The following is a 13,104-nucleotide window of genomic DNA, read 5'->3' on the forward strand; positions in this document are numbered from 1 at the left end:
TTCACAGAAGATTCGCGTGATATCCAAGTGCGATACGATACTGTTCATATTGCTGAGGCTTTTAGTTTGTCAAACCTAGTCTCAGCTTTTCTTTTGCTTTTGTCTACTCTGTCGAACTGACGTTTATTTACATCGCAAATGGCTTGTATCCTTTGCAAATGCATAACATGAAAGCCAAAGGCGATCGCCGATTTTGCTGCCTCAGTCATTAATCCCTTACCCCAATAATTTCTGGATAGCACATATCCCAGTTCAGCACGTCGATGGACAGATGTGGTATGCAAACTACAAGTTCCAATTAATTTGCCATTCTTTTTCATCACTATTCCCCAATTCATTCCCTTTCCAGAACGATACATCTGAAAGACAAAGTTGTTCAAATATTCATAGGTTTCATTAATCGACCGATGCGTTGCCCATGCAGTGTAAGTGGTTACTTGCGGATCACTGGCATAGGCAAAAATATCATCAGCATCAGTAATCGCCAATTTTCGCAAGATAAGCCGTGGTGTTTGCAGTGTTAAAAATTGTTCAGGCAGATCTAGCATAGTTAAGGTGCTGCAATTAAGAAACAGGTTGCCGACAAATTCTCCCCATTGACTTCGCCATTTTGGTTAATACCACAACATGGCATAGCCATTGTGTGTTGTGGTATTAGCAGCGCATATTTGTCCATTTCATAACATGATTTATGGCTGGGGATTACGGATAGAACTAATTGCTTGATTAAGCGATCGCAGTTCTTGCAAAATTTCTCGTAATAATCGATTAGTCTCATTTTGAGTAGACTCTTGCACCTGAATTGTCACTTGTTTCATTTTCAGGACATCCTTCGCAAATCTTGACACCTCAGTGGGGTGAAATAACAAAGGTTCGCGATCGCTTTGGCGGAGTTCAGGATTTAGCCTGTTTGGATCGTAAGGTAAGTTCAGTAAACCTTGGGCTGGATCGGTATTGGCATAGCGATATATAGAAGCACGCGATCGCCCTAATGCTTTTTGGATTGCTTCTACATCCATTAGCTCGTAGTTATGATCGGATTTTAGTTCAGCGTGGGAATACGCAGGATTCATATGAATTGGGTAATGGGTGATGGGTGATGGGTGATGGGTGATGGGTAAACCAATCCCCAATTACCAATTATCAATTACCCATCACCAATTACCAATCCCCAATTTAAAACCGCGCCCCACAGGAGCGTAACTTTAGTTGGTAATGTATTTTGGACAACTACTTATAATAAAAGCAGTATTTCGTGGAGATTTCGGTGAAGCGTAATTTTATGCTCTCTTTTTTGAGTCGAGGCCTAGCTACAGCGATCGCTGTAGTGATGCTCAGTAACTTGCCCCTATCTTGGCAATCATCTTGGTGGCAATTGTCAGGTAATCAAGCCTATGCTGCTCAGCCTGATCTAGTTGCCAAAACCGCTACATCCTCTAGTAAACCCTCTAGTCAATCGCCTGATTTGCTAACGGGTAATGTCGTTAAAACTGTTTTGGATAATGGCTTGACGGTTTTAACCAAAGAAGTAAATACAGCTCCAGTGGTCACTGTCCAAGTATGGTATCGCGTTGGTTCTCAAAATGAAAAAACGGGAATCACAGGTATTTCCCATCAACTGGAACATTTGCTATTTAAAGGAACCAAGGAGCGTCCGATCCAGTTTGGACGATTGTTTAGTGCATTAGGTAGTAACTCTAATGCTTTTACTAGCTATGATATGACGGCTTATTTTGGGACAACAGGCAGCGATAAGCTGGATGCAATGCTCAGACTGGAAGCCGATCGCATGGTTAATACTGTCGCTGGTGAAAATGAGCTCAAAAGTGAACGTACTGTCGTTTTATCGGAACTAGATGGCGGAAACAATAACCCAGGCACAAGGCTTTATCGACAGGTGATGTTAGCCGCATATCCAGAGAGTTCTTACGGTTGGCCCGTGATTGGCTATCGTCCTGATGTTGAGAACTATACGGTTGAGGATATCCAAAATTATTACCGTACTTTTTACCGTCCTGACAATGCCACGCTGGTAATTGTTGGCAATTTCAACACCGCAGACACACTCAAAAAGGTACGTGAAATCTATGGTGAGATCGCCGCTCCCCCAAAACCTAAAGTTTTAATTACCCCTGAAGCCCAACAAAGTAAACCTAAACCACCAGAGCCGAAATCAGCGCAGGAGCCAATTCGTCTCAAAGAACCTGGTAGTGTGCCATTTTTGCAAGCAGTCTATCCGAACTTGCCTAAAATCAATGATCCAGATGTGGCGGCGATCGATGTGATGGACAGCATTTTGACATTGGGTAGAAGCTCTCGACTCTATCAAGCTTTGGTGGAGACAGGCTTAGCCAGTAGTGCTAGTGGTAGTGGTTCGGCGATGATTGGCACGGGTTGGTATTTTATGGGTGCGACTCCGACCGCAGGTAAATCCCTCGAAGAACTCGATCGCCTGCTACTAGCTGAAGTTGACAAGCTGCAAACGCAGCCGATTACAGCCGAAGAACTGGAGCGGGCGAAAACCAGTATGCGCGCAAGCTACATTCTCGGCAATCGGGATGTGAATTCACAGGCTATTCAAATCGGTTATAACCAAACCGTAGCTAAGGATTATCGCTATAGCGATCGCTATTTGAGTGCAATCGATAAAGTCACAAGTGCGGATGTTCGGCGTGTAGCCAAGCAATATTTACAACGCGATCGCCGAGTGGTCGGATATTTTGAGCCATCGGTGATTACGGCTGGGGCAGGGACTACGCCTAGCAATGCTCACTCTTCAAATGCATTTCAACCTAGTTCTCCCGTTGATCCTGCTGAAGTTGCCAAGTACTTACCTGAGAGTGCTTTAGTTGCTAAGGCTGCAATTCCCCCTGAGGTAAATCCTGATAAGTTCACTTTATCTAATGGGTTGAAAGTTCTGTTATTAAGCGATCGCAGTACTCCATCTGTAACTTTAGTGGGTGAAATCAATGCAGGAGCAGGTTTTGACTCAGTTGAGAAAGCTGGTTTAGCAGGGCTTACGGCTCAAAATATCACCAACGGCACAACAACTAAAGATGCATTAACCCTAGCTTCACGGTTAGAAAATCGTGGAGCCAGTTTAGGATTTTCGGCTGGTCGCGAAAGTGTGGGTATCTCTGGCATATCACTGTCCAAGGATTTGCCAATTGTGATCGATCAATTAGCTGACTTGCTCCAAAATGCAAATTTTCCAGCTAAGGAATTTGAACTCAATCTTCAGCGTAATCTCCTCGCCTATAAGTCAGAGATGGATAACCCCAACTCTTTAGTGCGTCGGATTTTTCAATCAACGCTCTATCCTAAGGGACATCCATTTCAGGCGATGCGAACGGAAGAAACGCTCAAGTCTTTAACCCGTGAAGATTTAGCTAAGTTCTACAAGACCTACTATCGACCTGACAATACGATTCTCACGCTCATGGGTGACTTCGACCCTGCGGAGGTGAAAGCCTTACTCGAAGAAAAATTGGGTAAATGGCAAGCTACAGGTAAAGCGCCAAATTTCCAATACCCAAAAGTTCCAAATCTTGAGCGTACTAATGAAAAGCAAGCGACTCTAGCAGGTAAAACTCAGGCGGTAACCATCATCGGTCATCCGAGTATTTCCCGCTTCGATCCTCAGTATTACCCAGCGCTCTTGCTGAATCAGGTTGTCGGTGGTGATACCTTAGCTAGTCGTCTTGGTACAGAAATTCGCGATCGCCTTGGTTTGACCTATGGCATTTACAGCTATTTCCAAGCGGGTAGACCACCACAGGGAGCATTTATGGTGCAGATGCAAACCAGTGGTAAGGATACAGAAAAGGCGATCGCAGCCACGGTGGCTTTGCTCAGAGATGTTCGCGATAAAGGTATCACTCAAGCTGAATTTGATGTGGCAAAAAAGAGCTTGCTTAATAGCTTTAGTACTGAGTTTGCAGACCCTGACAGTGTGGCAAGTTCTCTGCTCAGTGATGAAATCTACGGCTTACCAGTCGGCGATTTCTATAAGTTCCCTCAGCGTATTCAGTCGGTTACTTTTGATCAGGTCAATCGTGCGGCTAAGGAATTATTACAACCCGATAATCTTTTGATTGTCTCGGTAGTTCCTAAAGCTGAAAAATAGTCATACCAAGGCTCAAAATGGGCTTCACCATTTTGAGCCTTGGTATCAAATCCACGAATCATGATCGCTATGGACAAGCTTTCCCTTTTCCCTACTGAAGACGGCTCAGTTACTTTTTGGTCAGACACATTTCAAGAAACATTTCATAGCTCCCACGGTGCAAAACACGAAGCCGAAGCTAAATTTGTCATACCTGCCAAAATTGCCGAAAAAGCCAGAATCCAAACTCAACTCAACATCCTCGATGTTTGCTATGGCTTAGGCTACAATAGCGCTGCTGCGATCGCCTGTGTCTCCGAATTACCTGATCGCAGTGCAAATCTCCATATCATTGCTCTCGAAAACAACCTCGAAGTCCCCCAAAAAGCGATCGCCGCAGGATTAGTCAGTATTTGGCAACCTGCGATCACGCAAATCTTAAAAACTGCTGCTGAAACTCAATCCGTAGTTACCGAAAATTTATCTTTACAACTATTAATTGGTGATGCAAGGCAAACAATTAGCCAAGTTCCAACTCAATGGGCTGATGCAATCTTTCTCGATCCCTTCTCACCGCTTCACTGTCCCCAACTCTGGACAGTCGAGTTTATCCAACTTTTAGTCAACTGCCTCAAACCTGACGGCTATCTGGTTACTTACTCCTCATCCGCCGCCGTCCGTACCGCCATGCTGTTGGCAGGACTAGAAATAGGGGCGATCACACCAGTTGGACGCAAATCCCCCAGCACGATCGCCGCTTTTTCACCTATACCCTTACCACCTATTTCCGACACCGAAGCCGCTTTTTTAAAAACTCGTGCGGCGATTCCCTACCGCGATCGCACCTTACAAAGTACAGCCGCCGAAATAATTGCTAGCCGTCAAGCCGAACAAAAAAACAGCAAACTTCCTCCAAGTTCTAGCCTCCGCAAAAAAGTTTAGACATAAGCAATCCTAAATGATTTGTGAGAATGAGCCTAAAAGGCTCACTCTCACAAATCATTTAATCTCATAAAGAAAAAAGTTTAGATATATAGCAAAGCAAGTTTTGCTTAGGGCATAAAACCCAAGAATCGAGTGGCGGCGCTTCGCGCCGCCACTCGATTCTTGGGTTTTGGTTTGTACTAGCTAACTCTTTTTTTGCTATAGCGCTTCAAGCTATATCTAAACTTTTTTGCAAAAATTATAGACATTAGATCATTCATGCTCTAACATAGATGATCGCGACTTTTTTGGCATTCCTCATGAACGCTTCTGAAATCATCCGCTCAATTGAAGCGGAATATATCAAAACAGATCTCCCAACAATTTATGTAGGAGATACTGTCAAGGTTGGAGTTAGGATTAAAGAGGGCGGCAAAGAACGTACTCAGCCATACGAAGGCGTGATCATTGCGAGACGTGGTTCCAGTGTTAATACTGTTATTACCGTCCGTCGGGTATTTCAAGGGATTGGAGTTGAGCGAGCCTTCTTGCTACATTCTCCCCAAATTGAAAGTATCAAAGTGATTCGTCGTGGTAAAGTCCGTCGTGCTAAGCTCTACTACTTACGTGATCTAGTTGGTAAAGCAACTCGTCTTAAACAACGATTTGATCGCCCACTATAGAGTCATCTATGGTTATACTAAGTATCAAACACTATTTTTTTATAGCAATTGATACAGATATAACTGGTTGCGTATCGAAATCGTGTTTTCACTACGTGCGTCCTTAGTTCAGTTGGTAGAACGCAGGTCTCCAAAACCTGATGTCGGGGGTTCGAGTCCCTCAGGGCGCGCTTCACCAATTTCACAAGATCGAAACTATTTAAGTTTGTTCAAGACTTTACTTAAACACATCGCATTTATCAAGATTGCAAAGGGATCTCAAGAGTTGCCGCTATGACGAAAAACGAACTAAAAGAGCAACCAAAAGAAGCACCGAAAGCTGGAGCAGATGTACAGTCTGAACCAACTGGAGTTGCCAAACTTTTTGTGGAATCCAAAGCCGAATTCGGTAAGATTGTTTGGCCCACTCGCCAACAACTGATTAGTGAATCTGCATCGGTTCTTTTGATGATCGTTGCGGTAGCAACCTTTGTTTATCTAATTGATGCTTTGTTTAAGGCGATCGCATTGCAGGTGTTTCAATAATGTTTACCGAGGACATCGACCACTCATCTAGTAGCCACGAAGATGAAGACGTACTATTTAACTGGTACGCCGTCCAAATTGCTTCAGGCTGCGAAAAAAAGGTTAAGTCGAGCCTAGAGCAACGCATCAAAACTCTTGATGTCGAAGATAGGATCAAGCAGATTGAAATCCCGCAGACACCGACCGTCAAACTGAGAAAGGATGGCAGTCGAGCAACCTCTGAGGAAAAGATTTTCCCTGGATATGTTCTAATTCAAATCAAAACTGTCAGAAATGAGATCGGACAGCTAGAAGTTGATGATGATGCATGGTTGGCTGTCAAAAGCACCCCCCATGTAATTAACTTCGTTGGTACAGAACAAAAACGTCATTACGGTCGTGGTCGTGGACATGTTAAACCTCGTCCTTTAACCGAAAAAGAAGTCGAAAGAATCTTCCGTGTCACCGTCGAACAAGAGCCAGTTCTCAAAATTAATATGGCTCAAGGCGACAAAATCAAAGTGCTTAATGGACCCTTCAAAGACTTTGAAGGTGAAGTGGTGGAAGTTAGCCCAGAACGTAGCAAACTTAAAGCCCTTCTTTCCATCTTTGGTAGAGACACTCCTGTAGAACTAGAATTCAATCAGGTTCAAAAGCAAAACTAATTCACTCAAACGCAGGTTTGTAGTTTCTTAAACGGCTAAAATTAACGGCTAAAATCAATGGCTAAGAAAGTTACAGCAATTATCAAGTTAGCACTTAATGCTGGTAAGGCTAGTCCAACTCCACCAGTTGGTCCCGCTCTAGGTCAGCATGGTGTCAACATCATGATGTTTTGTAAGGAATACAATGCCCGTACTGCTGATCAAGCAGGTATGGTCATTCCTGTAGAAATATCTGTTTATGAAGACCGAAGCTTTACCTTCGTTCTCAAAACACCACCAGCATCAGTTTTAATTCAAAAAGCGGCTGGTATTTCCTCTGGTTCGGCAGAGCCTAACCGTAAAAAAGTAGGTTCGATTACCAAAGATCAACTTCGCCAAATTGCGGAAACCAAAATGCCTGATATCAATGCAAATGATATCGATGCAGCAATGAAGATCATTGAAGGCACAGCAAAGAATATGGGCGTTACGATTAGCGCTTAGTTCTTCGCCTTGCAAGTTTTCAAGATCAACAAGCAAGATCAATACGTTTCAATAAAAATTTTAGTTGGGGGAGGGAATTAAGTTTTCCGATCGCACCCCGTAGGAGTAATCATGGCAAAGAAAATCTCAAAGCGACTTAAGGAAGCTCTCAGCAAAGTTGAGACCCGTCCTTATGCGCCAATTGATGCGTTAGAACTAGTTAAGGTAACTGCAACCGCTAAGTTTCCTGAGTCGGTAGAAGCGCACGTCAGACTAGGTATCGATCCGAAGTACGCCGATCAACAATTGCGGACAACGGTGACTTTACCTAAGGGTACAGGTCAAACAATTCGCGTGGCAGTTATTGCTCGTGGTGAAAAAGTTGCTGAAGCAACCGCCGCAGGTGCAGACATCGCTGGTTCTGAGGAACTAATTGATGAAATCAGTAAGGGAAGAATGGATTTTGATTTGCTGATTTCCACACCTGACATGATGCCCCAAGTGGCTAAACTTGGTAAATTGCTTGGTCCAAGAGGATTGATGCCTTCGCCTAAAGGTGGTACGGTAACTACCGATTTGGGTGGTGCAATTAATGAGTTCAAAGCTGGTAAGCTAGAATTCCGTGCTGATCGTACTGGAATTGTTCACATTCAGTTTGGTAAAGCTGCTTTCCCTGCTGAAGACTTGCTAACTAACCTTAAAGCTTTGCAAGAAACGATTGATCGTAATCGTCCCTCTGGCGCAAAGGGTAGATACTGGAGATCAATCTATGTGTCTGCAACGATGGGACCTGCGATCGAAGTTGATGTTGCTGCATTACGCGACCTCAAACTTGCAGAAGCATAAATAAAGCCTTTCTAAAGTCATTATCCTAGAGATTCCTTAGCGCCAAGCAGTGAGAATCTCTAGGAATCATTAAAAGCCAAGTCTAATAGTTGTAATAAGCCTAGAAAGAAATTTCGACAACTGAATATCTCCATAGACAGCAGGTGCTGATTGCTTAATTTCCTGCCGAGGTGTTTAAAAAAAGATTCTTGAGAGAATACTTTTTTAGCCTCGGTCTGCGAAAAGACGAGGCTTTTTTAATGACTTTTAAAGATACATACAGCCAATTTAATAGCGAGTCAAATCGTTGAAATTGGTTCCAAATACAAGGAGGTGAAAACCATATGGGTAAGACCCTAGACCAAAAGAAATTTTTAGTCGGCGAAATGACCAAAGAGTTTGAAGGAACTCAGATGGTCATGGTAATTGACTACTCAACTTTGTCAGTAGCTGAGATTACCAAGCTCCGCCGTTCACTCCGTCCTACGGGTACGGTGTGCAGAACCACCAAAAACACTTTGCTCAAGCAAGCAATCTCTGATGTACCCGAATGGAAGTCTCTCGAAGGCTTTTTAACTGGTCCTTCGGCATGTTTATTTGTCAAAGACGATATTGGTGGTGCTGTTAAGGCTTACCAAGCTTTCCAAAAGGAATCTAAGAAAACCGAACTTCGTGGCGGTGTCTTAGAAGGTCGCGCTTTGACTGCAAAGGACTTGCAGGCGATCGCCGATCTACCTTCTAAGGAAGTACTCATCGCGCAAATTGCTGGTGCAATCAATGCGGTTACCGCCAAGATCGCGATCGGCATCAAAGAGGTTCCTCAATCTCTGGGCAGAGCTATCAAAGCTGTTTCCGAAAAGGAAGCTGCTTAAGAATCGATTGGCTATTAGCGTTTAGCTATTAGCTCAATCTCTATAAAAGCTAAAGGCTAATAGCTAATCGCTAGCAGCCTCAAGCAACCAAACCTAAAATCTAATCTAATTAATCTAAAGAGAAAAACTATGTCTGCAAAAATCGACAGCATTATTGAAGAACTAAAGTCTTTGAGCCTTCTTGAAGCTTCTGAATTGGTCAAAGCGATCGAAGAAACCTTCGGCGTTTCGGCTGCTGCTCCTGTTGGAGGCATGATGATGGCTGCTCCTGGTGCTGCTGGCGCTGCTGCTGAAGAAGTTGAAGAAAAGACTGCTTTTGACTTGGTACTTGATGAAGTTCCTGCTGACAAGAAGATTGCTGTTCTGAAGATCGTTCGCGAAATCACTGGACTAGGTCTAAAAGATGCTAAGGATTTAGTTGAGTCTGCTCCTAAGACAGTTAAGGAAGCTATGGCTAAGGCTGATGCTGAAGCTGCTAAGAAGCAAATCGAAGAAGCTGGTGGTAAGGTTTCCATCAAGTAATTACCCAGTAACTACTTAGTTCTAAACGCTAAATAAATGTGGAAAAGGAAGGGGTAAATCTAATTGATACTCCTTTCTTTTCTTTTTTGAGTATGCTTTGTTATAGTAGTCAAAAATACATTTGCTACAAAAATATGAAATGGCGAGTTGTACTAGAACCCGATCCAGAGACAAATGACTGGTCAGTTTGGTGTCCAGAGTTATCTGGATGTGTATCTGCTGGTGTTACTCAAGAAGACGCTTTGCGAAATATTTGTGAAGCTATAGAGCTTTATTTACAGCCCGATCCTATTGAACTGCTCCCTAACGCGGTTATCCGTGAGGTAGTTGTAGGATGATCAGAATGCGTAGGATGAACGCTGATGCAGTGGAGCGCATATTACGCAAGTATGGTTTTGTACTGGTTTCTCAGAAAGTAAGTCACCGCAAATGGTGTAGTTCAGATGGAGACCTTCAAGTCATACTCCCTTACCATCAAGGACGAGATCTACCCATTGGCACGCTGAGAAATATTGTGGTTACGGCAATGATCCCATAGGAAGAGTGGAAATCACCATAGCATTAGACATTACACTTACTGCCAAATAAATAACTACTCAATATGAATGATCCCCTTTCAGAATTATTTGCGGTGATTGTTGATCGCCGCGAGAATCCGCAAGAAAGTTCTTATACCTGCAAACTATTTGCAGGTGGCGACAACAAAATTTTAAAAAAAATTGGCGAAGAGTCTGCCGAAGTGGTGATGGCTTGTAAAGATGATGATCCCGATGCGATCGCCTCAGAAGTCGCTGATTTGTTCTACCACACCTTAGTGGCGATGGCGCATCACCATGTTGATCTGCAATTGGTATACGACAAACTCGCTCAACGACGCTAAAAGTCAAAAACTTAAGGTTATGCCAATCACAACCTTAAGTTTTTAGTACGCAATACTTAATTAATGCAGTAAGATTACCTATGAATTGATCAAAGGGTAGATAGCTGTGGCATCGAATAGTGTAGAGCGTTCTCAGTCTCTGACAGGCAGTATTTTAAAAGGCACTCTTAAAGCTGTTGGTGGCACTTTGCTGGGTCTTATCATGGTTGGTGGTGCAGCAGTGGCAGGCGGGTTAGTGGGATTGGCTCTTAGTTTTCGTGATCTGCCCGATGTGAGAGTCCTTAAAGGTTATGTCCCTGTCGAAACCACCTATATATATGACATTAACGGTGGACTAATTGCCCGTTTGCATGGTGATGTCAACCGTGAAGTTGTTACCCTCGATCGCATCTCGCCGCATCTTAAGCGATCAGTTTTGGCGATGGAAGATGCGTACTTCTATACCCACAAGGGTATTGATCCCAGTGGTATTGGACGCGCTATTTTAGCTAACTTTAACGCAGGTGGAACCGTTGAAGGTGGCTCAACATTAACGCAGCAATTGGTTAAAAACTTATTTCTATCTAATGAACGTAGCCTGAACCGTAAAGTTGCTGAAGCAGTTTTAGCAATGCGGGTTGAGCAAGTATTTACCAAGGAGCAAATCCTTGAGATGTATCTCAACCAAGTATTCTGGGGAAAAAATACTAATGGTGCAGAAACCGCTTCTCAGAATTATTTTGGTAAATCTGCTGCTGACTTAACTTTGGGGGAGGCTGCTATATTAGCGGGTACGATTCAAGCGCCTTCAGTTTTCAACCCTGTGGATAACTATGCTGAATCCAAAAAACGTCAGGGATTGGTGCTAGATCGTCTTCTAGAGTTAGGATGGGCTACCTCTGCTGAAGTCAAAGCTGCCAAGGCGCAAAAAATTACAATTCGCAAGCAAGGGATTTCCTACGAAGCAAGCCGTGTTCCCTATGTATCTCAAGCGGTTACAGCCGAACTAGAAGAGAAATTTGGTCGTGATGTGGTTCTGCAAGGTGGATTACGTGTGCAGACGACAATTGACTTAAAGTTACAACGCATTGCTGAAGAGGTGGCCGCAGAAGGTCATCGAGATTTAATTGATCGTGGAGCCTATGCCGATCAATTGTCTTTGGTAGCTGTCGATCCACGCACGGGATTTGTAAAGGCTCTAGTGGGTGGAGTTGGTGAATTTGATAAAAACCAGTTTAACCGCGCTGTACTGGCTAGAAGACAGTTAGGTTCTTCGTTTAAACCTTTTGTTTACTATCTTGCCTTTGCTTCAGGTAGCTACACTCCTGATTCAACGATTGATGATAGTCCTATGTCAATTCCCGATGGTGATGAGCCTTATATTCCTCGCAACTATGACAATAAATTTTCAGGAGCAATGAGCATTCGTCAAGCGATCGCCGTTTCTCGAAATATTCCTGCAATTAGGTTAGGGCTAGAATTTGGGAATGAAAATGTAGTGGCGCTTTGTCGAAAACTGGGGATCAATAGTCCGATTCTGCCCGTTGTGTCTTTGCCCCTTGGTGCAGCAGACGTTACGCCCATGGAAGTGGCTGGAGCCTATGCGGTATTTGCCAGTGGTGGCTATAAATCAAAAACGACGCTAATAGCCCGTGTGACCGATCGCAATGGTAATTTGGTGCTAGATAATACACCCAAACCTGAGTTAATTCTTGATCCTGTTGCGGTTTCTTATTTGACCGATGCTATGCGTGGAGTTGTTACTAATGGCACAGCCACAGAAGCCCAAATGAGTGACGGGCGACCTGTAGCAGGCAAGACAGGTACAACTTCAGACTTTCGAGACGCTTGGTTTGTGGGCTATGTTCCTCAGCTATCCGTTGCCATTTGGATTGGTAATGATGATTATTCGCCAATGGCAAATGGTGTGACGGGTGGTGTGTTTGTGGCCCCAATTTGGCGCAAGTTTATGGAAAGGGCTTTAGCTGGACAGCCAATTGAGCAGTTCCCTGTGCCAAGTGAAATCCAAGAAAAAGAAAGTACTAAAAAGAAAAACTAGCAAAAAGTATTGCAAATGAATACTTTTTGCAAAATATTAGGAAATTATGTGGCAACAAATTTTATTCATTTTGCGATTATTTGTTTATTCTGCGATCGCCTCGGCTGTAATTAAATATGTTGCGCCCACTTGGAGCTTTCTGGCGAATAATTTAACAGAAGATGTGATGAATGCGATCGCGATATCTTTGATTACCCTGCCGATTTGTTTATTTGCCTTTGTTTTGTGGCTTAAGCGCTAATTATTAACGTGAGTTCGGGATAAACTACAAAATTTTAAAAGCCACAACAGTAAAAGCCTCGCAAAGCGAGGCTTTTACTGTTGTGGTTCCTAGAGAGGGTTCGCAGCTCGAACCCTCTCTAGGAGCTAGTTTGAAATCAACCCGAACTGAGGTTACTTAACGTCAGTTCGACAAAAGCGAAAAATGGTAAGAATTGCTAAGCGATTCTTACTATTTTTCGCCATTTGAGGCGTGCGAAGCACGCCTCAAATGGCTATATCGAACTCACGTTTACTTAGGACTTAAAACCCAAAAGATGAGAGGCGAGGCGTAGCGCCGCCTCTCATCTTTTGGGTTTGGGTATAAAGCACAAAGATAATAGAATGCGGAGCAAAATGCCGCAT

Annotated in this window: 15 protein-coding genes, 1 tRNA gene, 1 pseudogene and 1 other annotated feature; of the genes and pseudogenes, 15 read left to right on the top strand and 2 right to left on the bottom strand. The window is 43.5% G+C overall.

What is annotated here, in order from left to right:
- Positions 1 to 44: 44 nt before the first annotated feature.
- Together VB775_RS25240 and VB775_RS25245 are read right to left on the bottom strand one after the other, a co-directional pair.
- Complete coding sequence (locus VB775_RS25240; RefSeq protein ID WP_323217081.1) at positions 45 to 548, bottom strand: GNAT family N-acetyltransferase; 504 nt, start codon at positions 546 to 548, stop codon at positions 45 to 47.
- Between the two features lie 141 nt (positions 549 to 689).
- Positions 690 to 1,073 (bottom strand): resolvase, encoded by a 384-nt coding sequence (locus VB775_RS25245; protein WP_281007302.1) that lies wholly within the window; start codon positions 1,071 to 1,073, stop codon positions 690 to 692.
- Between the two features lie 209 nt (positions 1,074 to 1,282).
- Here VB775_RS25245 and VB775_RS25250 point away from each other — a divergent pair, with 209 nt between their 5' ends.
- The 15 genes and pseudogenes from VB775_RS25250 to VB775_RS25320 all read left to right on the top strand — a co-directional run bounded on the left by VB775_RS25250 (position 1,283) and on the right by VB775_RS25320 (position 12,721).
- A complete protein-coding gene (locus VB775_RS25250; protein WP_323217084.1) occupies positions 1,283 to 4,126 on the top strand; it encodes a M16 family metallopeptidase in 2,844 nt (947 codons plus the stop codon).
- A 69-nt stretch (positions 4,127 to 4,195) separates the two neighbouring features.
- On the top strand, positions 4,196 to 5,047 hold the full coding sequence (locus VB775_RS25255; protein WP_281007304.1) for a tRNA (5-methylaminomethyl-2-thiouridine)(34)-methyltransferase MnmD: 852 nt from the start codon (positions 4,196 to 4,198) through the stop codon (positions 5,045 to 5,047).
- Positions 5,048 to 5,349: 302 nt separating this feature from the next.
- Positions 5,350 to 5,712 (top strand): 50S ribosomal protein L19, encoded by a 363-nt coding sequence (gene rplS, locus VB775_RS25260; protein WP_103668686.1) that lies wholly within the window; start codon positions 5,350 to 5,352, stop codon positions 5,710 to 5,712.
- A 97-nt stretch (positions 5,713 to 5,809) separates the two neighbouring features.
- Positions 5,810 to 5,882 (top strand) — tRNA-Trp (locus tag VB775_RS25265).
- A 103-nt stretch (positions 5,883 to 5,985) separates the two neighbouring features.
- A complete protein-coding gene (gene secE, locus VB775_RS25270) occupies positions 5,986 to 6,237 on the top strand; it encodes a preprotein translocase subunit SecE (RefSeq protein WP_281007305.1) in 252 nt (83 codons plus the stop codon).
- Positions 6,234 to 6,881 carry a transcription termination/antitermination protein NusG gene (nusG, locus tag VB775_RS25275; protein WP_407073010.1) on the top strand — a complete coding sequence of 216 codons (648 nt, stop codon included), beginning with the start codon at positions 6,234 to 6,236 and terminating at the stop codon, positions 6,879 to 6,881. The genes secE and nusG overlap by 4 nt, the downstream gene beginning before the upstream one ends.
- A gap of 57 nt (positions 6,882 to 6,938) precedes the next feature.
- On the top strand, positions 6,939 to 7,364 hold the full coding sequence (rplK, locus tag VB775_RS25280; RefSeq protein ID WP_094529776.1) for a 50S ribosomal protein L11: 426 nt from the start codon (positions 6,939 to 6,941) through the stop codon (positions 7,362 to 7,364).
- 111 nt (positions 7,365 to 7,475) lie between these two features.
- A complete protein-coding gene (gene rplA, locus VB775_RS25285) occupies positions 7,476 to 8,189 on the top strand; it encodes a 50S ribosomal protein L1 (RefSeq protein ID WP_281007306.1) in 714 nt (237 codons plus the stop codon).
- A 112-nt stretch (positions 8,190 to 8,301) separates the two neighbouring features.
- Positions 8,302 to 8,436 (top strand) — a sequence feature (ribosomal protein L10 leader region).
- Positions 8,437 to 8,512: 76 nt separating this feature from the next.
- On the top strand, positions 8,513 to 9,040 hold the full coding sequence (rplJ, locus tag VB775_RS25290) for a 50S ribosomal protein L10 (RefSeq protein WP_190580356.1): 528 nt from the start codon (positions 8,513 to 8,515) through the stop codon (positions 9,038 to 9,040).
- A 129-nt stretch (positions 9,041 to 9,169) separates the two neighbouring features.
- Positions 9,170 to 9,562 (top strand): 50S ribosomal protein L7/L12, encoded by a 393-nt coding sequence (rplL, locus tag VB775_RS25295; RefSeq protein ID WP_190580358.1) that lies wholly within the window; start codon positions 9,170 to 9,172, stop codon positions 9,560 to 9,562.
- A 134-nt stretch (positions 9,563 to 9,696) separates the two neighbouring features.
- Positions 9,697 to 9,900: a type II toxin-antitoxin system HicB family antitoxin gene (locus tag VB775_RS25300; protein WP_094529784.1), complete on the top strand. Its 204-nt coding sequence runs from the start codon at positions 9,697 to 9,699 to the stop codon at positions 9,898 to 9,900.
- Positions 9,897 to 10,100 carry a type II toxin-antitoxin system HicA family toxin gene (locus tag VB775_RS25305; RefSeq protein ID WP_407072941.1) on the top strand — a complete coding sequence of 68 codons (204 nt, stop codon included), beginning with the start codon at positions 9,897 to 9,899 and terminating at the stop codon, positions 10,098 to 10,100. The genes VB775_RS25300 and VB775_RS25305 overlap by 4 nt, the downstream gene beginning before the upstream one ends.
- A gap of 69 nt (positions 10,101 to 10,169) precedes the next feature.
- Positions 10,170 to 10,442: pseudogene (hisE, locus tag VB775_RS25310) on the top strand (phosphoribosyl-ATP diphosphatase); the annotation flags it as partial.
- A 106-nt stretch (positions 10,443 to 10,548) separates the two neighbouring features.
- Positions 10,549 to 12,480 (top strand): transglycosylase domain-containing protein, encoded by a 1,932-nt coding sequence (locus VB775_RS25315; RefSeq protein ID WP_281007309.1) that lies wholly within the window; start codon positions 10,549 to 10,551, stop codon positions 12,478 to 12,480.
- A gap of 46 nt (positions 12,481 to 12,526) precedes the next feature.
- Complete coding sequence (locus VB775_RS25320; RefSeq protein WP_281007310.1) at positions 12,527 to 12,721, top strand: hypothetical protein; 195 nt, start codon at positions 12,527 to 12,529, stop codon at positions 12,719 to 12,721.
- Positions 12,722 to 13,104: the final 383 nt, after the last annotated feature.

Origin of the sequence: Pseudanabaena sp. CCNP1317, assembly GCF_034931345.1 — a bacterium.
GTDB lineage: Bacteria > Cyanobacteriota > Cyanobacteriia > Pseudanabaenales > Pseudanabaenaceae > Pseudanabaena > Pseudanabaena galeata.